Source organism: Cellulophaga sp. BC115SP (assembly GCF_009905545.1).
Classification (GTDB): domain Bacteria; phylum Bacteroidota; class Bacteroidia; order Cytophagales; family Spirosomataceae; genus Flectobacillus; species Flectobacillus rivi.
In genome coordinates this window covers 110,375-127,172 of record NZ_JAAALB010000014.1, presented here as the reverse complement: position 1 = coordinate 127,172, position 16,798 = coordinate 110,375, and the positions used below count along the sequence as shown (strand labels likewise).

The window sequence follows — 16,798 nt, the reverse complement described above, 5'->3', positions numbered from 1 at the left end:
AAAGATACCTCTTTAGACGCAAAGCATTGCGTCTCTACAAAGAAATTCCTTCCTAAAAAATCACTCATTCACTCAATTTACACCTTCATCGTTCTCCAGCGTCCTTTTTTGAAGAAATAAATACCCATCAATGCCAAAATAGACTCGGCAATGGCGATGGATAAGAATACTCCAAGAGGTCCCCAATGCCAGTATTGCGCCATCAGATATGCCAAAGGAATTTCGATAAGCCAGAAACAAATAAAGTTCATAATCGTTGGGGTTCGAGTATCGCCAGCACCATTGAGCGCCTGTCCGATGACCATGCCATAGCCGAAAAAGAGATAGCCTGCACTCATGATTTGCAAGCACAATACAGCTACTTCTACTACTTTGGGGTTATTGTTGAAAATCGAAATGAAGTTTTCTGCAAAACCTAAAAACAATAAGCCTACCAACAATAGAAATATCATATTGTAAAAAGCAGTTTTCCAAACAGATTTTTCGGCACGGTCAGGCTGATTTGCTCCCAAATTTTGTCCCATCAAGGTGGCGGCGGCATTCGCCATTCCCCAAGCTGGCAAAATCGTAAACACGATAATACGAATAGCTATGGTGTAACCTGCAACGGCGTCGCTTCCGAAACTTGAAATAATTCTTGTTAAGAAAATCCAACTTGCCGACTGAATCAAGAATTGCCCTGTACCACCCGAACCAATAGCAATCAAGTTTTTGAGGACAGCCCAGTCTGGTTTGAGTAATCTCAATTCCAGACGGAGATTACCTTGACCTTTTTGTAAAGAATATAATTGGTACAATACGCCAATAGTTCTACCGGTGGTAGTGGCAATAGCTGCGCCTTCAACTCCAAATTTTAATCCCATAATCAATACAGCATCGAGAGCCATGTTGATGATATTGGCCAAAATAATCGAGCGCATCGCCGTAGAGGCATCTCCAGCACCACGCAATGCACCGCTGAGTGTGTAAAGTAAAATTACAGCAGGACTACTAATAAACATCAAGCGAGTAAACAAGGCTCCTTGTTCAATCAAATGAGGTTCGCCTCCCATAAGTGCGAGAATTTGTTCGGCAAAAATTGCCCCAGGGATTCCAACGAGTGCCGATAAAACCAAGGAAATAAGAATTACTTGTGAAACGGCATGAGCGGCCGCTTCGGGGTTTCCTTCGCCTGTTCGGCGCGAAACAATGGCAGTAGCTGCCGAGCTAAGACCTATGGCAACCGAATAAATCAGGGTAAGTACCGATTCGGTCAAACCAACGGTAGCGATGGCTTCTATGCTAATTTTAGATACAAAAAAGGCATCCACAATCGCGAAGAGGGATTCTCCGATCATTTCTAATATCATAGGAATAGATAAAAGAAAAATCGCACGATTGATGCTCATTTGAGTATAATTCTGTTCTTCTCCACGAATAGCTTCGAGGAATAGTTCAATGTATTTTTTCATTGAAAATTACGATACGACAAGATAATGGTAAAATGATATATCTTTCTCTAAAGAGAAAAGCCTAGTTTTTGACTAGGAAAATGGGAGGGGAAAATAAAGTACCGCGTGGGGACTAAATATTAGAAAATCATGGGCATCTGTGGCTTAAAGCCTGTTTGAGGTTGCTGTTGCAAAGGTAATAAGATTTAGGACTTTTTGTAGAATGTTCTAAAAAATCTTTTCAGAGAAATAAAGAGTATTTTGTCTTTCTTTACACGGCTAAATGATTTGAAATAAAGGATTTACAACCTAAAACAAGTCAAGATAGTGAAGAGTTTTCTTGAAAAATGGCGTTTAAATAAAATTTAGCAGGATTTTAATAAAAAATTAAACATTTAGGTGGGCTTTATACATCCAATCTATTCGATATGGCGTAAGTTTGGTATGAACGAAAAATCCTCAGTATTTATACCTATAGATATTTAGCGAAATTTCGCTTAGAATTAATATTCCGCCATCTTACTTTTGTATCAAGATTTGTCACAAATCTTTTCTTATAACAAAACAAACCTTGAAACGAGTAAATCATGATACAAGAATCTATTTATGAGCAAGAACTGAGTCATTGGATTGAAGATGAAAAAGCAGCCTTAGAATTGGTAAATGTGGTGGGTAAACTTTGGTTTGAAAAATCGGTAGAACTTCTTCTTTTTAGAAACCAAATGTTTGATGTGAGTTCTTCTGGCTTGTTAAGTTTACATGATTACGCACAAAATTTTATTGGTCAGCCTATTACAGTACAAGTAACATTAGAATTAGCACAAGCTATTCATGAGATAGAGATTTCGCCATCACGAATAGATATGGGACGTTTGGGAAGTGAGTGGTTGCAAGAATCTGTATTATACGATAATGCCAAGCAATTTGTCGTAACTAAGTTGGGCGATTTTATTGGAAAAGATAGACTTTGTTTGACGCCCAAAGATGTGGTTTTGTATGGTTTTGGACGTATCGGGCGTTTAGCGGCACGTATGTTGGTAAGTATGGCAGGAAAAGGTGAACAATTGCGTTTGAGAGCCATCGTAACCCGTGACCGTTCGGCGGAAGATATTTACAAACGTGCTGATTTGCTCAGAAATGACTCTATTTATGGTCCATTTGCTGGAACAGTTGCCGTTGACGAAGAAAATAGATGCCTGATTATCAATGGACAACGTGTACAAATGATTAACGCCTCTTCGCCTGAGTCGATTGATTATACACAATATGATATTGATGATGCATTGGTGATTGATAATACGGGTGTAAAACGAGACCGAGAGGGATTGAGTAAACACCTGCTGGCAAAAGGAGTTAGCAAAGTATTGTTGACAGCACCAGGCAAAGGCGATATTCCGAATATTGTAGCTGGTGTCAATAATTTGGCGTATGAAGAAGGTGAAAACATATTTTCGGCTGCTTCATGTACCACAAATGCCATCGTTCCGATTTTGTCGGTTATTCATCAAGAATTAGGAATAGAAAGAGGACATATCGAAACGGTTCACTCTTATACTAATGACCAAAATCTGTTGGATAATTATCATCCAAAGTCAAGAAGAGGTCGTTCGGCAGCACAAAATTTGGTTATTACCGAAACAGGTGCCGACAAAGCAGTTGCTAAAGTGATTCCTGAGTTAGCAGGTAAGCTAACAGGCAACGCTATTCGTGTGCCAACACCCAATGGTTCTTTAGCGGTTCTCAATTTACAAGTAGGGCGCACTGTTACAAAAGAGGAGGTAAATGAAATCATTCGTAAAGCTTCTTTAAAAGGATATTTAGTGGAACAAATCCAGTACTCCATGTCGGATGAACTGGTTTCTTCAGATATTATTGGAAGTCCAAGCCCATCGGTGTATGATAGTCGAGCGACGATTGTTTCGAAAGATGGAAAAAGTGTAGTGCTTTATGTTTGGTACGACAACGAATATGGTTATACAAGACAAACTTTGAAAGTTGCTAAGAATATTTCTGGTGTTTTAAGGTTAATGTATTATTGAGTTAGTTTGATGGTTTAGGTTGCTACAATGAGACCTGTATCATTTGTTTAAGTAAAAAGGGATAGATAAGTAAAAAGCCTTCAAGATATTTCTTGAGGGCTTTTTTGTTGAAAATGCTAGAGAAAAGAACAGTAGAAGGAGGAGGATAACCCAATCATTAAACCCTTCGCTCCCTCTAAAGTCTCCATTTTTCCCAATTTATATGAATTACCTGATTACTAGATAAAATTGAAATTTCTAGTTCAAGACTTAGTCTTGGACTTACATTTTTAAACAGTTTTAAACTGTTTTCATAAAATTCAGTGGCGAATTCCAAACATCTGGATGTCTCTTATTCGTTTTGTCTAGTAAACCGATAAATCACTTATTTACTCAATTACCAATTCACTCAATATCCCTAGTAACCTGGGTTTTGCTTGTACAAACCATTCGTAAAGGTAATTTCAGCTTGTGGAATCGGTAAGTATTCGTCACGCCCTGCGGTAAATTTAGCAGTATTCAAGAAAGTACGTCTTGTCTTTTCCTTGTTGATATAGGCATTGAGTGTTGGTTCGGCAATACCCCAACGAACTAAGTCAAAGAAGCGAGGACCTTCTGTAGCAAACTCCATACGACGTTCCCATTGTAGGGCTTTACGTGCATAAGCTTGCGTCCAGCCTGTGGTAGTGTATTCTTTTACCAAGTACTTAGAAGCAAAAGTTCCATCAGCTTTTTTGAGTCTACCAGTACTTTCAGAGGCACGTTTTCTGACTAAATTGATTAATGGCAAAGCGCTTGCTTGTTGTCCCAATTCGATATAGGCTTCTGCTTGCATCAACAAAATATCGTCATAGCGTAAAATATCGTAGTTTTTGGCAGTTCCCATAAATGGTCCAAGTTTGAAATACGATGAACTACTTGCCAACTGTTGTGCACGCATCGAGTGGAAATTACCATACACCCCTGCATCGCGCACCCAGCTATTACTGAATGGCTTGGTGTTATCGTACTTGTATGGGTGACCGTCGATTCCTACTGTATGGTCAAGGCGTGGGTCGACAGTAGCAGTAGTCAAGTCGATGTTAGAATCGTTGAAAGTATCAAATTTGGGTAAACCATTTTCGTCTGTAGCGTGGGCATTTACCAAGTTTTGGCTCGGTGCGTGGAATCCACAACAGCCGTACTGAGGTGCTCCATGAGGATAATTTAATCCATCTTCAAAATTCAAGCGTCCAGAAGTTGTACCGTCATTTATGGTAAACTGAATAGCAAAAATTGATTCAGAACTATTTTCGGTTTCTGCCAAAAAGTTGTCAGCAATATCTTTACTCAAACTGTATTTACCTGAAGAGATTACTGCTTGTGTTAAAGTAACTACCTCTTGCAAACGAGTTTTATTGATGTTTACCACTTGGTGTGTGTCGTTTTGTTCATACGCTTGGTACAAACGTAATTTTGCCAAATAGGCTTGAGCCGCTACTTTATTGGCACGACCTAATTCAGGCTGAGAGCTTGGAAGGTTATCAATGGCAAACTGGAAATCTGCTGCGATTTTATTCCATGACTCCTCATTACTTAAGCTATTTGACACCTTTAGGATTTCTTCAGCTGAAGCATTTTCGTCAAAAATGGGAATATTTTTATACAAAAGCTTCATCGTAAAATAGCTATGTGCACGTAAGAAACGAAGTTCAGCCAAGCGAGTCTTTTTGTTTGGATAGCTAGCTTCACTAAGTGAGTTTACAGCACGCAATGCCACATTACATCTTGAAATCGACTTAAAGAGGTTTTGCCAAGTACGTGTCACAAAAGCATTGATAGAAGGCGTAACAAGGTTGTAATGCTCAATAGCATCGATTTCGCCAACGTCGCCTGTACCGCCACCGCCTTTGTAGGCATCATCAGAGCGTACACTTCCGTAGACCCAGTTACTATAAATCGGACCAATCATGTCGCCATTACCAATAGCGGCATAAGCGGCAGTTACTAAGCCTTCCACAGCCGTAGGAGAGGTTAAATCAGATGAGGACAGCACACCTTTTGGTGTATAATCAAGGGCATCTTTACACGAGTTCATGGTAAGTAAGCCAGTGACAAATAAGAGGGAAAATATTTTTCTTTTCATGAGTTTACAATGGTTGCTTTAGGCTGTAAGCTGTATGCGTTAAGCAATGAGAAATACAGCCTAAATGTTTTACATAGTGTACTTTCAATACTAGCGTCAAAATATCTATTGATGCCGATAGCCTATCGCTTAAAGCCAATTGCCTTAAAACGATGCATTTACGCCGAATGTGAATGTTTGAGGAATAGGCACTGGGTTGATGTCGATACGCTCAGGGTCTGGACCTTGGTAGCTTTTGCTTTTAATCCAGAATAAGTTTTCGCCCATTACATATACACGTAGCTTTGAGAAAACAGCTTTTGGTGTAAGTGTATAACCCACTTGAACATTACGCATTTTGAAGTAAGAAGTATTTACCATAAAATAGTCCGAAGTACGAGTCTCGTTGTTGTTGTCTTTCAAGGTAAGTGCTGGTACAGTTGTGTTAGTGTGTTGTGGAGTCCAAGCATCGAATACGCCAGGTCCTACGTTTTCACGGCTACGCATAAGGTTGTTATAAGTCGTGTACACATCAAAACCTGTACGACCTGCTACACCCGAACCAAATAAAGACACATCAAAGTTTTTGTAAGTCATGTCAAAACGAATACCATATTCCAAGGTAGGAAGGGTAGTACCAATCCAAGTGCGGTCAAGGTCGTCGATTTTACCGTCATTGTTAATATCTACATAGCGGATACGTCCTGGGGCAGCACCTACCTGTTGTGGCGCAGCATCTACCTCCGCTTGTGACTGGAATAAGCCCGCAGTTTTGTAACCGAAAATATCAAATTGTGAATGTCCGATAATAGTGCTTACTAAGTTGCCAGGATAGGCTGGGCGTACTTCTTCAGGCAATTCAGTGATTTTATCTCTAAAATGAGCGAAGTTGGCTGATACATTGTATTTCAAACCGTTGTTTACTTCACCATGATAACCCAATACCAATTCCCAACCTTTGTTTGATTTAGAAGCACCGTTTACCGCTTTGGTTTGACCTTCACCTAATGTTGCTGCCACTGGAGGCGTAATCAAAATACCTGTAGTTTGACGAGTAAAGTAGTCAAATGAACCAAAGAATTTATTATTCAAAAAGGCAAAGTCGATACCTGCGTTTACTTCGTCAGTAGTTTCCCATTTCAAACCTGCGTTGGCTGCTTGAATTTGTACAAAACCCGATGGTAAAGTACCTGTATTAGCTCCAGAAAGAGAATACGCCGTTCCGATGTTCATGTATTGCTCCCAGAAACCACCTACCAATTGTGCTTGCGTAGTGCCATAGCGTGTGTCAAACAACCCAAAACGAGCAATATCTCCAATTTGTTGGTTACCTACACGACCAATACCAGCACGAAGTTTTAGTTCAGAAACAGTATTATTGTTTTTCAAGAAATCTTCTTTATCCAATTTCCAACCCAATGATGCCGCAGGGAAAATACCATAGCGGTTGTCGGTACCAAATCTTGACGAACCATCGCGACGAACCGTTAATGCTGCCAAATATTTATCGCTGTAAGTATAATCTACACGACCGAATTGTGAGAATAGGATATTACCTGTTACGTTACCTGTAAGTGTTGTATTACCTGTACCTGCACTCAAAGTGAAATAGTCTTCGTTTTGTAAAGCATATCCTTCTTTTTTCAAGAATTGCGTATTGAGGGTCGTCTTGATATATTCTGTCCCCAATAAGAATTTGAATTGATGTTTGTCGTTCAAATCCCAGTTATAGCGAAGGGTATTTGACCAAGTTAAACTCAAATATTGGTTTTGGTCAAAGGTCAAACTGTTAGTAGTACGGTTAAAAGCACCTTCTGAGAAAGTTGGTGTAATAATCTTATTTTGGTAACTAGCGTTATCTGCTCCTAAATTGGTTTTGAAGAATAAGTTTTTGATAGGTTGTACCTCAATAAAGATATTTCCGAAAGTACTCAAACGATTAGCATTGTTCCATTTCGCAATATCCTGCATGTGCAATGGGTTGTTACGGTCAGAATAACCACCACCCGATGCACCCGCATAAGTCACACCGTCTTTTTGGTACACTGGAATGGTTGGAACTAAGCTCACTGCCAATCCTGTCGTAGTAGCACCACCCAAATCGGTAGCCGTAAGAGTTTCGTTTGAGTTAGCCACGCGAAGGTTTAAGCCAATACGAACTTTATCATTGAAAGCACGCGTCATAGCATTTACACTACCACTTAAACGGTCATAATTCGTAAAACGGAGCATACCTGTGTTTTTCAACTGACCAAAGTTTACCTCTAACGATGATGTTTTATTACCTGTCGAAATCGTGAAATCGTTGCGAGTAACTACGCCCATTTTGTACATGACTGATTGCCAATCTGTATCGCCAACAGGTGTGTTTGGATCTCCACCTACAAATGGTTTTGGCGTAACGCTATTGAGTATAGGATTGCTAAAGTTTTTGTTCCAATCAAAATTGTAAATCTCACCATATCCCGAAGCTGGGTCTTGTCCATCGTTGATGGATGCCTGCCAAAGTGCTCTACCGCGGTCAACGGCATTGAGCATTTTGAAGCGCATCGCTTTTTCTGACTGGAAAGAAACACTGCTATTGAACTGGAACTCCACCTTTCCATTGGTATTTCCACCATTTTTGGTTGTTACGATAATTACCCCGTTTGATGCACGTGCACCGTAGATTGATTCAGCCGAAGCATCTTTCAACACCTGTACCGATTCGATATTGGTTGGGCTAATATTTTGGAAAACTTCTGGACGTGTTGTCGGAATACCGTCGATGATATACAATGGGTCGTTATTACCCAAAGTATTGGCACCACGAATCAAAATACGGCTGTTTGAGCCATTAGGCGAGCCATCTTTTTCGATATACAAACCTGCCACACGACCTTGTAAGGCTTGCATTGGGTTACCCGAACTAATGTTTTTGAGAGGTTTCATATCCACAACCGCTACCGAACCTGTGAGGTCTTGCTTACGTGAAGATGTATAACCAACTACAACAACTTCGTTGAGTTGATTGCTAGACTCAAGGGCAATAACAAGGCTGCTTTGTGTGCCAATGGTAACTGTTTGTGTGGTGTAACCTACATAAGACACTGTCAAACTTTTTGCCGTTTCTGGAACTGTCAACGTAAAATAGCCTTCAGCATTCGTAGAGGTTCCTTTGGTTGTACCTGTGATTTGGATATTAGCACCAATCAAGGTTTCTCTAGTTTCGGCAGCTATTACTTTACCCGTAATAGTGCGTTGTTGTGCAAGCGATTGCTGGGAAAGTCCCAACATCGACAAGAGGAAAAAGAGTAATAAATTTTTTCTCATTATTTTAGGATTTATTAGTTATAAGATTTTGAGGGACAAAGTGGCAAAGGCACAAAGGCATGGAGTGTTTCTATGTCGAAGAGATACATTAGTCCTCTAGGACATAGTCATATTTGTTTTATCTGTTTGTGCCTTTTCCTCTAAATATTTTTCGATACTTTCTTCAGAAATAAATGGCGTAGCACCGTGATGTGTCGCTACCAAAGCTCCTACTGCACAGGCTTTTTGTAAGGCATATTCGTAGTGGTCATTTTGTAAAAAACTAGATAGAAAACTTGCCAAAAATGAATCGCCACTACCGATGGTATCACATACTTCTACTGGAAAACCTTCGCTTCGATAAAACAAACCTTGATGGTAAAGCACCGCACCGTCGGGACCCAGTGTGACGCAGATCGTTTTGAGTTGGAAATGCGTCGCTAATCTTGAAATTTGCTCTTCGAGTGTATTTTCTACAAAAAACCAAGAGCAGATTTCGGCTAACTCATGGTGATTGAGCTTGACCACATCGGCTTGTGTCATCAGATATGAAAGCGTGGTGGTATCATAATACGGCGGTCGGAGATTCACATCTAGTACTTTGAATTTGGCGACTTGCAAAAGCTCCTTTAGTGTTTCAAAACTTTGTGGTGAGCGTGCCGATAAACTTCCAAATACCAAACAATCAGCTTGAGCAACGGTGTCTAAGGCAAGAGGCTCTGACTGGATATAGTCCCATGCTACAGGTTTGACGATTTTGTAAGTCACATTGCTTTTGTCATCCATATTGACTTTTACAACGCCCGTCAAATGAGTATTGCCTTGCTGAATGAGTTGACAATTGAGTTCTTTACTTTTGACAAAATCTATTAACTCTTTGCCTAGGTCATCGCTCCCGATACGACTGATAATAGATACCTGATGACCAAAATGTTTGAGATGAATGGCTACGTTCATAGGAGCACCACCAGGGATTTTTCCACTAGGAAGCATATCCCAAAGCATCTCGCCAAAGCATACAAATTGTTTCATTTGAAATAAAAAGATTAATGAGCTAAAACGGTTATTTCAGAATTTTCGAGACTTGTTCCTTTGGTTTCGGGCATGATTTTCCAAGCAAAAAATCCTTGAATAACCATCATCAAAGCAAAAAAGCTAAAGGTGATTCCTCCTCCGAGGGTTTCGGCCAAATAGGGAAAGGTAAATGTGATGATGGCTGCCAATATCCAGTGGGTAAAACTCCCAATCGCTTGTCCATACGCTCGCACTTCGTTGGGGAATATCTCGGCAATGAATACCCAAATCACAGCGCCCTGCGAAAATCCAAAGAATCCAATAAATAGGAAGAGATAAAAAGGAACCCAAAGGCTATTGCCCCCCAAATAGAATGACTGTGCAACCAATACTAGCGCTACTACCAACCCAATGGAACCCCAACGCATAAGTGCTCTGCGACCAAATTTGTCGATAATGGCGATTCCCAAAAGCGTTGAAAGTAAGTTGACTAAACCTATTCCCGCCGACGATAGAAGAGAGGAGTCTTTGCCTAGTCCTGACATTTCGAAAATGCGTGGAGCAAAGTAGATAATGGCATTGATTCCCGATACTTGGTTAAACACCGCAAATAGTACCGATAAGGTCAATGGACGACGATAAGCAGGTTGCCAAAGTAAGCTGAATTTGCTTTTGCCTTGTGATTGAGCATTTTCTTGAATTTGTGCTAAAATCTTTTCTGCATTTTGCGCATCGATTGTTTCAAGAATAGTTTTGGCTGTTTGAAAATCCTTTTTTACCAATACCAACCATCGTGGACTTTCTGGAATGAGTAATACTGTTACGATAAAAAGTAAGGATGGTAAAGCTTGAATACCCAGCATCCAGCGCCAAGCTTCAGCAAAAACTTCAGATAAAAGAAAGTTGGATAAATAGGCCATCAGGATTCCCAGTACAACATTGAACTGAAACATGGCAACCAAACGACCTCTTTTGCTAGGAGGTGCTATTTCGGAAATATACATCGGTGCTACCACCGAAGAAATCCCAACGCCTAAACCACCCAGAAATCTAAACAACAAGAAGATACTCCAATTGGGAGCGAAAGCTGTGCCTAAAGAGGCTACTAAATAAAAGATAGCGATTAATAATAAGGTAAAACGACGACCGTATTGTTGTGCAGGAATACCTCCCAATAATGAACCCATTACGGTCCCAATTAATGCAATTGAAACGGTAAGTCCGTGCTCAAAGACATTGAGATTCCAGAGGTGCTGGAGGGTTTGCTCTACGCCCGAAATAACTGCCGTGTCAAAGCCAAATAGGAATCCTCCTAATGCAGCAGATAACGACCATAATACTAGTTTTAAATTTTGATTCATGATAGACTTTTGAATTTTGATGAACCAAAATTAGACTAAGTTATGGTCATTTATTGTCAGTTTTCATTCAAAGAGTTTTATAATTGATACATTGAGATAATGTATTGATTATGAGTGTATTGTTTGATTTTTTAAAAATGAATTTATTGCTTATGTTGCATAGATTCAAATAATGTTACATCAACTGTTTCGCCATTCCGAAGGGGTTTGATTGGTTTTCTGCTTGAAGAAAGTTGTGAAATAACTAGGGTTATTAAATCCAAGTTCGTAGGCTATTTCAGAGATGGTTTTGTCTGATTCTTTGAGCAATGCTTTGGCTTTTAATAGTTTGAAATCGGCAATATAGTCTGTTACATTTTTGTTGGTCAAGGCAGAAATTTTTCTAAAAAGCTGGACTCTTGACATACCCAACTCCCGACTAAGTTTTTCGACCGAAAGAGTGCTTTCCGTGAGGTGTTTTTCTAGTAATAATTCAAACTCTACTAAGAATTTGCGCTCACCTTTTTGGATTTGACTTGGGTTGGTAATTTCGCCCGAAAATCTTCTGCGCATTCTATCACGATTGTCGAGGAGGCCTTTGATTTTTTCCTCCAAAAGTTGCTGATTAAAAGGCTTCGGAATATAAGCATCTGCTCCTGCACGAGTACCTTCGATTTGGTTTTCGGTTTGCCCTTTGGCTGTCAACAAAATCACAGGAATATGCGATGAGCGAAAATCATTTTTGATTTTTTGCGTCAATGAAAATCCATCCATACCAGGCAACATGACATCGCTGATAATCAAATCGGGGATATTGCTCAATATTTCAGTCCAGCCTGCTTCAGCGGTTTCTACGCTTACAACATTGTAGAATTGTTGTAATTTTTGTTTCAAGAAAAGTCGTAAATCTGGATTATCTTCAATCAAAACAAGCGTATTTTCATGATGCTGAACGGCAGGAGTATCCACCACCACTGTTGGTTCAATATCCTCTTTGGTATAATGTGGCATCAGCGAAATGCCTTCTGTGTCTTCTGAAGCGAGTATTGGTAAAATAATTTTGAAGGTGGTGCCTTTCCCTTTTTGAGATTCGACCTCGATTTCTCCTTGGTGTAAGGTCAAAAATTCCCTAGAAAGTGCCAAGCCCAAACCTGTTCCCAACGAAATATTTTGATTGCCTCGATAAAACAAATCAAAAGCTCTTTCTTTTTCTTCTTGGGTCATTCCGATGCCATTGTCAGAAATGAGCACTTCTAACTTTTCCACATTTTTCAATAACGAAATGTGGATAGCGCCACCATCGGGCGTGTATTTGAAAGCATTGGAAATGATATTGAAAAAAACTTTATCTAACTTCTCGGCATCAAATGAAAAAGGTAGGGTCTTGAATGGGCAAATAAACTGTAAATCGATTTGTTGACTTTTAGCTTTTACCTGAAAATCGTTCACAATATCTTTGATAAAATTCACTAAATCATGCTGTTGGCGATTCAATTCCATTTTTCCAGAATCTACCTTTCTTAATTCTAGTAATTGATCAACCAGCCTCAAAAGGCGATTAGCATTTTTCTGAATCAATAAAAACGCCTGTCTCGTTTCTTTGACATCTAAGGTTTTTCGGTGAAGGATATCCTGTGTTGGTGTCAGGATAAGACTCAGTGGCGTTCGAAACTCATGAGAAATGTAAGAGTAAAAACGAAGTTTATCTTCAGTGGCTTGTTTTGCCAATAGCGAGATACGTTCTATTTCATTTTTTTGATTCAAAATTGCCTCATTTTGTTCAGATAAGCGAACGTTGGAATCTTGACGGTCTCTGAAAAGATAGAATAGTACAGCACCAAGAAGCAATAGTAAAATCAAGAAGAAAAAGGATAGATACAAAACAGCTTGTTGGGATGAAAATATCTTGGTTAAATCTTTGATTCGGGTGGCTTGTCGCTCAATATCAGCGTGTTGCTCTTTTAACTTATTGAGTTGCGCCAACATGATATTCACATTTTGGGCATCAATAACACTGGTGAAAAGTTGATTTTCTTTTTCAAAAGCTTGTTTGCGAAGTATTTTGGCTGCGACACGGATAGACTCTTCGCCACCTGTAGGGTACAGAATGGTGGCATTGATGATCCCTTTTTTGACTAAATCTAAGCCCAAGTTATTACCAACCAAACCATCTACGCCAATGAATTTGATTTTCTTTTCTATGCCTAATTCTTTACAAACGTCGTAGGCAATTAGGGCACAACGGTCGTTATGAGCAAAGATTAAGTCGGTTAGATTGGGATTTTTTGAGAGTTTTTGAGTCAAAGCTTCTCTCAAATCTTTATCCGCCCAGTCTTTGTTCAAATAGTCAACGTATTGAATATGAGGATACTTTTGAATAACCGAATGAAATCCATTATGTCTGCCCAAAGCAGGTGCAGTACGTGGTCCGAAACCTACTTCTAATACACGCCCGTGCCCGTTGAGGAGAATATTGGCATATTCGCCAGCATGCTGACCAACAACAAGGTTGTTTGCCCCCACAAAAGCCGTAAATTGGTCAGAAAAAACGCGACGGTCAACCACCAGCACGGGAATTCCTTTTTGGTAAGCTTTGGTAATAACTGGCTCTAGAAATTTACTATCATTGGGAGATACAATGAGCAAATCAACAGGGAGATTTATAAGTTCTTCAATTTGAGCGTATTGAGTCTTGTTATTCCATTTGGAATCTTTCAGAATCATACTAAGTTCAGGGTAAAAACTTAGTTCTCTATTCATGCCCTCGACCATTTCTTCACGCCAACGGTCGTCCATTCCACATTGTGAAAATCCGATACGAAAATGCTGTTTTTCGTTTGATTGGCAGGCACTACAAATCAAAATAATCAGCATAAAAAGCCATGTATAGGAAGAGATATGTTTTTTCATATTGATGAAGAAATGGGTTATCCCTAAATGACAAAAAGATAAACAATGTTTGGAAAAACATAGCTTATCTTTTTGAGAAGGGGTCAGGTTGAGATGCTTTGAGTCTTAGTTCAAATACTTACGTTACCAAGCTTTTTTCAAAGCCCAGATTTTCAAGGTTTTTACTTTTACCCCTGCTTCTGTGGATTGAATACTAAATTGGTTAAAGTTTTCGCTTGGGAAGAAAATATCAGTCATGACAGTTTTGCCATTATCTGCGAGTAGTTCGGCCGAAGCTACATCAACAAACAAATGTAGTTTAACGGTATTATTTTCAGTAAAACGAGGAGCAATATCTATTTTCTCAAAAAACTCTTTCGAGAAACTATGGTCACCCGCTTGGCTTCTATCACTGTAAAATTGATTAGACTGACTATCGTATCCTATGCTGTATTTTTCTCCTTTTGTATTTGAAAACACCAACGAAACTTTCCCAGAACGAGGTTTTTCGAATTCTATTTCTAGTTCTGATAAAGTCGGTTTGAAACCCAGTTGAGGCATCCACGATTCGGCAGATAATGTTTTGGCTTGTGGTAAAACATAGCTTTTATCAGCAATTCTCAAACCTTTTAACTCTTTGACAGGCTCAGAAATCAGTCGGTATCCTTGGGTAGTTTTTTGTAAAGACAATACACGTGGGAGTGTAGCTGCACTACGCCAAGCTTCTGTCGGTACTTTTTGGGCATATTGCCAGTTGCTCATCCAACCAATCAAGATTCTTCGACCGTCTTTTTGTGGTACATCTGACCAAGTTACACCTGCATAGTTGTCACGACCGTAGTCCATCCACAAACCTTGATTATTTTGAATATAGGGTTTTGTAGATTCATCAAGAATAAAGTTTTTTCCATCAAAATCTCCTAAAAAATACTGTGTGCCCGAACCGCCGTTTGGTGCACCAGGGTTGATATTGATGATAAGCACCCATTTTTTACCCTTAGGGGTTGACAATTGGAAGAAGTCTGGGCATTCCCATACACCACCATGATTGCCCCATTCTTTGCCAAAGCTACTTGCACGTTGCCAGTCTTTTAGATTTTTTGATGTCCATATTTCGGCATGGTCTTGTGCTGCCACAGTTACCAACCACTGTTGATGTTGCTCATCCCAGCTAACTTTTGGGTCTCTAAAATCACGAATGCCTGGGTTTTTGATAACTGGATTTTGAGCATATTTTGTCCAAGTACGTCCGTTATCGTTGCTGTAGGCTATTCCTTGTGTCTGGAAATCAATAGTACCTGCTCGTTCGCCTACAGGGTTATGATAAGTAAACATGGCAACCAAAGGAGGCTTGTTGTTTTTACCAAAACCGCTCGTGTTTTTCCAATCCACTACCGCACTTCCTGAAAAGATATAGCCTAAAGAATCGGGATATAAACCAATAGGAAGGTTTTTCCAATGAGTCAAATTTTTACTGATGGCATGCCCCCAGTGCATTGGACCCCAGACACTTTTATCAGGGTAATGTTGATAAAACAAATGGTATTCGCCTTGATAATAAACCATACCATTAGGGTCGTTCATCCAACCTTTGGGCGGTGAAAAATGGTATTGAAGACGATGAGGCTCATCATATTTGGCATCAGGAACAGCTTGCTGCGCCTCGGCTGACAAAATTGGAAGTATGCCTAATGATAAATATGTGATAATAGCTTTTGCAGACATAGTTTTGTTAGAAATATGGAATTTGAATGTTTTGTCATTCAAAACTACTATGACCTTGATAATCCTTCTTTTGTAAAATGAACAGATACCTTTAAAAATGTTACATTTTTGTAATGTATTGATAGTTAGATGGTTATTTTAATATTGAAAAGTGGAAATATTAAAAATGTTACATGACTATCAAAATCGTTACAGGTCTGGGTATCTAAGTCAACTAAGAGTATGTTTAAAAATTTTATTTGGCATTTGTAGAAGAAACAAAATTTCTGTTCGCCACTCCTTACTTTTCTTGTCTTGACACAAGAAAAGTAACAAAAGAAAGTCAAGAAATCCTAAACTCGCCTACGGCTCAAACAGCAGGATTTCAGAAAAAATAAGTACAAATTTTTTTATTTTTCAGGACTTATAAAATTTAAACATACACTAAACATCTTTTTGTGTGGTGCGGGTTTTAGCTTCTTCGGTAAGAGCAAAACTTTCTCGACGAGTAATTTTTTTGACAAAAGCCACATCTCTAAAGCGTAATGCACTCCAATCTTCATCAATAGCCACCATACGAACGGTTTCGAGGTTATGTGCCGCAACAGCCGCCCAACCAGTATCACGATTGAACTCACATCGGTATTTTTTGGATGTTCCTTTGGGGTAGCAAAACCATACGGTAGCATCCTTGCCCAATTTGGGTGCTATGGCATTGATGCTTTTTTCAATTTCTTGTAAAGTCATTACAAAACTGAGAACAAAATCAATGACTTCGGTATCCTCGATAGCAGTTAGAATTTGAGCTTGTCCAACAATTTCATCCAATGCCTGCTCAAAGGATTCTGGTGCACCAAGTACCAAAACGGTACTCTGACCTTTGTAATTAAGTTTTGAAAAAAGGCTTGCCATAGTCTAAGAATTTCGAAAGAATCTTCAAATATTTAGTCAGTTTATAAACTGTTTTAAGAGAGAAGTCCAAGACTTAGCCTTGGACTAGTAATTTGT

9 protein-coding genes are annotated in these 16,798 nt (G+C 39.3%); 1 reads left to right on the top strand and 8 read right to left on the bottom strand.

Features of this window, described 5'->3' with window-relative positions:
- Window positions 1-77: 77 nt before the first annotated feature.
- Complete coding sequence (locus GVN22_RS12780) at window positions 78-1,451, bottom strand: MATE family efflux transporter (RefSeq protein WP_166551415.1); 1,374 nt, start codon at window positions 1,449-1,451, stop codon at window positions 78-80.
- Between the two features lie 566 nt (window positions 1,452-2,017).
- Here GVN22_RS12780 and GVN22_RS12775 point away from each other — a divergent pair.
- A complete protein-coding gene (locus tag GVN22_RS12775) occupies window positions 2,018-3,469 on the top strand; it encodes a glyceraldehyde-3-phosphate dehydrogenase (protein ID WP_166551414.1) in 1,452 nt (483 codons plus the stop codon).
- Window positions 3,470-3,866: 397 nt separating this feature from the next.
- Here GVN22_RS12775 and GVN22_RS12770 read toward each other — a convergent pair whose 3' ends face one another.
- The 7 genes from GVN22_RS12770 to GVN22_RS12740 form a co-directional block, all read right to left on the bottom strand.
- On the bottom strand, window positions 3,867-5,573 hold the full coding sequence (locus GVN22_RS12770) for a RagB/SusD family nutrient uptake outer membrane protein (RefSeq protein ID WP_166551413.1): 1,707 nt from the start codon (window positions 5,571-5,573) through the stop codon (window positions 3,867-3,869).
- 144 nt (window positions 5,574-5,717) lie between these two features.
- Window positions 5,718-8,864 (bottom strand): TonB-dependent receptor, encoded by a 3,147-nt coding sequence (locus tag GVN22_RS12765; RefSeq protein WP_166551412.1) that lies wholly within the window; start codon window positions 8,862-8,864, stop codon window positions 5,718-5,720.
- Window positions 8,865-8,960: 96 nt separating this feature from the next.
- Window positions 8,961-9,875, bottom strand: coding sequence for a carbohydrate kinase (locus GVN22_RS12760; RefSeq protein WP_205690882.1), 915 nt, complete (start codon window positions 9,873-9,875; stop codon window positions 8,961-8,963).
- 14 nt (window positions 9,876-9,889) lie between these two features.
- Window positions 9,890-11,218, bottom strand: coding sequence for a sugar porter family MFS transporter (locus GVN22_RS12755; protein WP_166551411.1), 1,329 nt, complete (start codon window positions 11,216-11,218; stop codon window positions 9,890-9,892).
- A gap of 180 nt (window positions 11,219-11,398) precedes the next feature.
- Window positions 11,399-14,107 (bottom strand): substrate-binding domain-containing protein, encoded by a 2,709-nt coding sequence (locus GVN22_RS12750; RefSeq protein WP_205690881.1) that lies wholly within the window; start codon window positions 14,105-14,107, stop codon window positions 11,399-11,401.
- 123 nt (window positions 14,108-14,230) lie between these two features.
- Entirely contained in the window at window positions 14,231-15,811 is a 1,581-nt protein-coding gene (locus tag GVN22_RS12745) for a glycoside hydrolase family 32 protein (RefSeq protein ID WP_166551410.1), read from the bottom strand.
- Window positions 15,812-16,234: 423 nt separating this feature from the next.
- Window positions 16,235-16,702, bottom strand: coding sequence for a hypothetical protein (locus GVN22_RS12740; protein WP_166551409.1), 468 nt, complete (start codon window positions 16,700-16,702; stop codon window positions 16,235-16,237).
- Window positions 16,703-16,798: the final 96 nt, after the last annotated feature.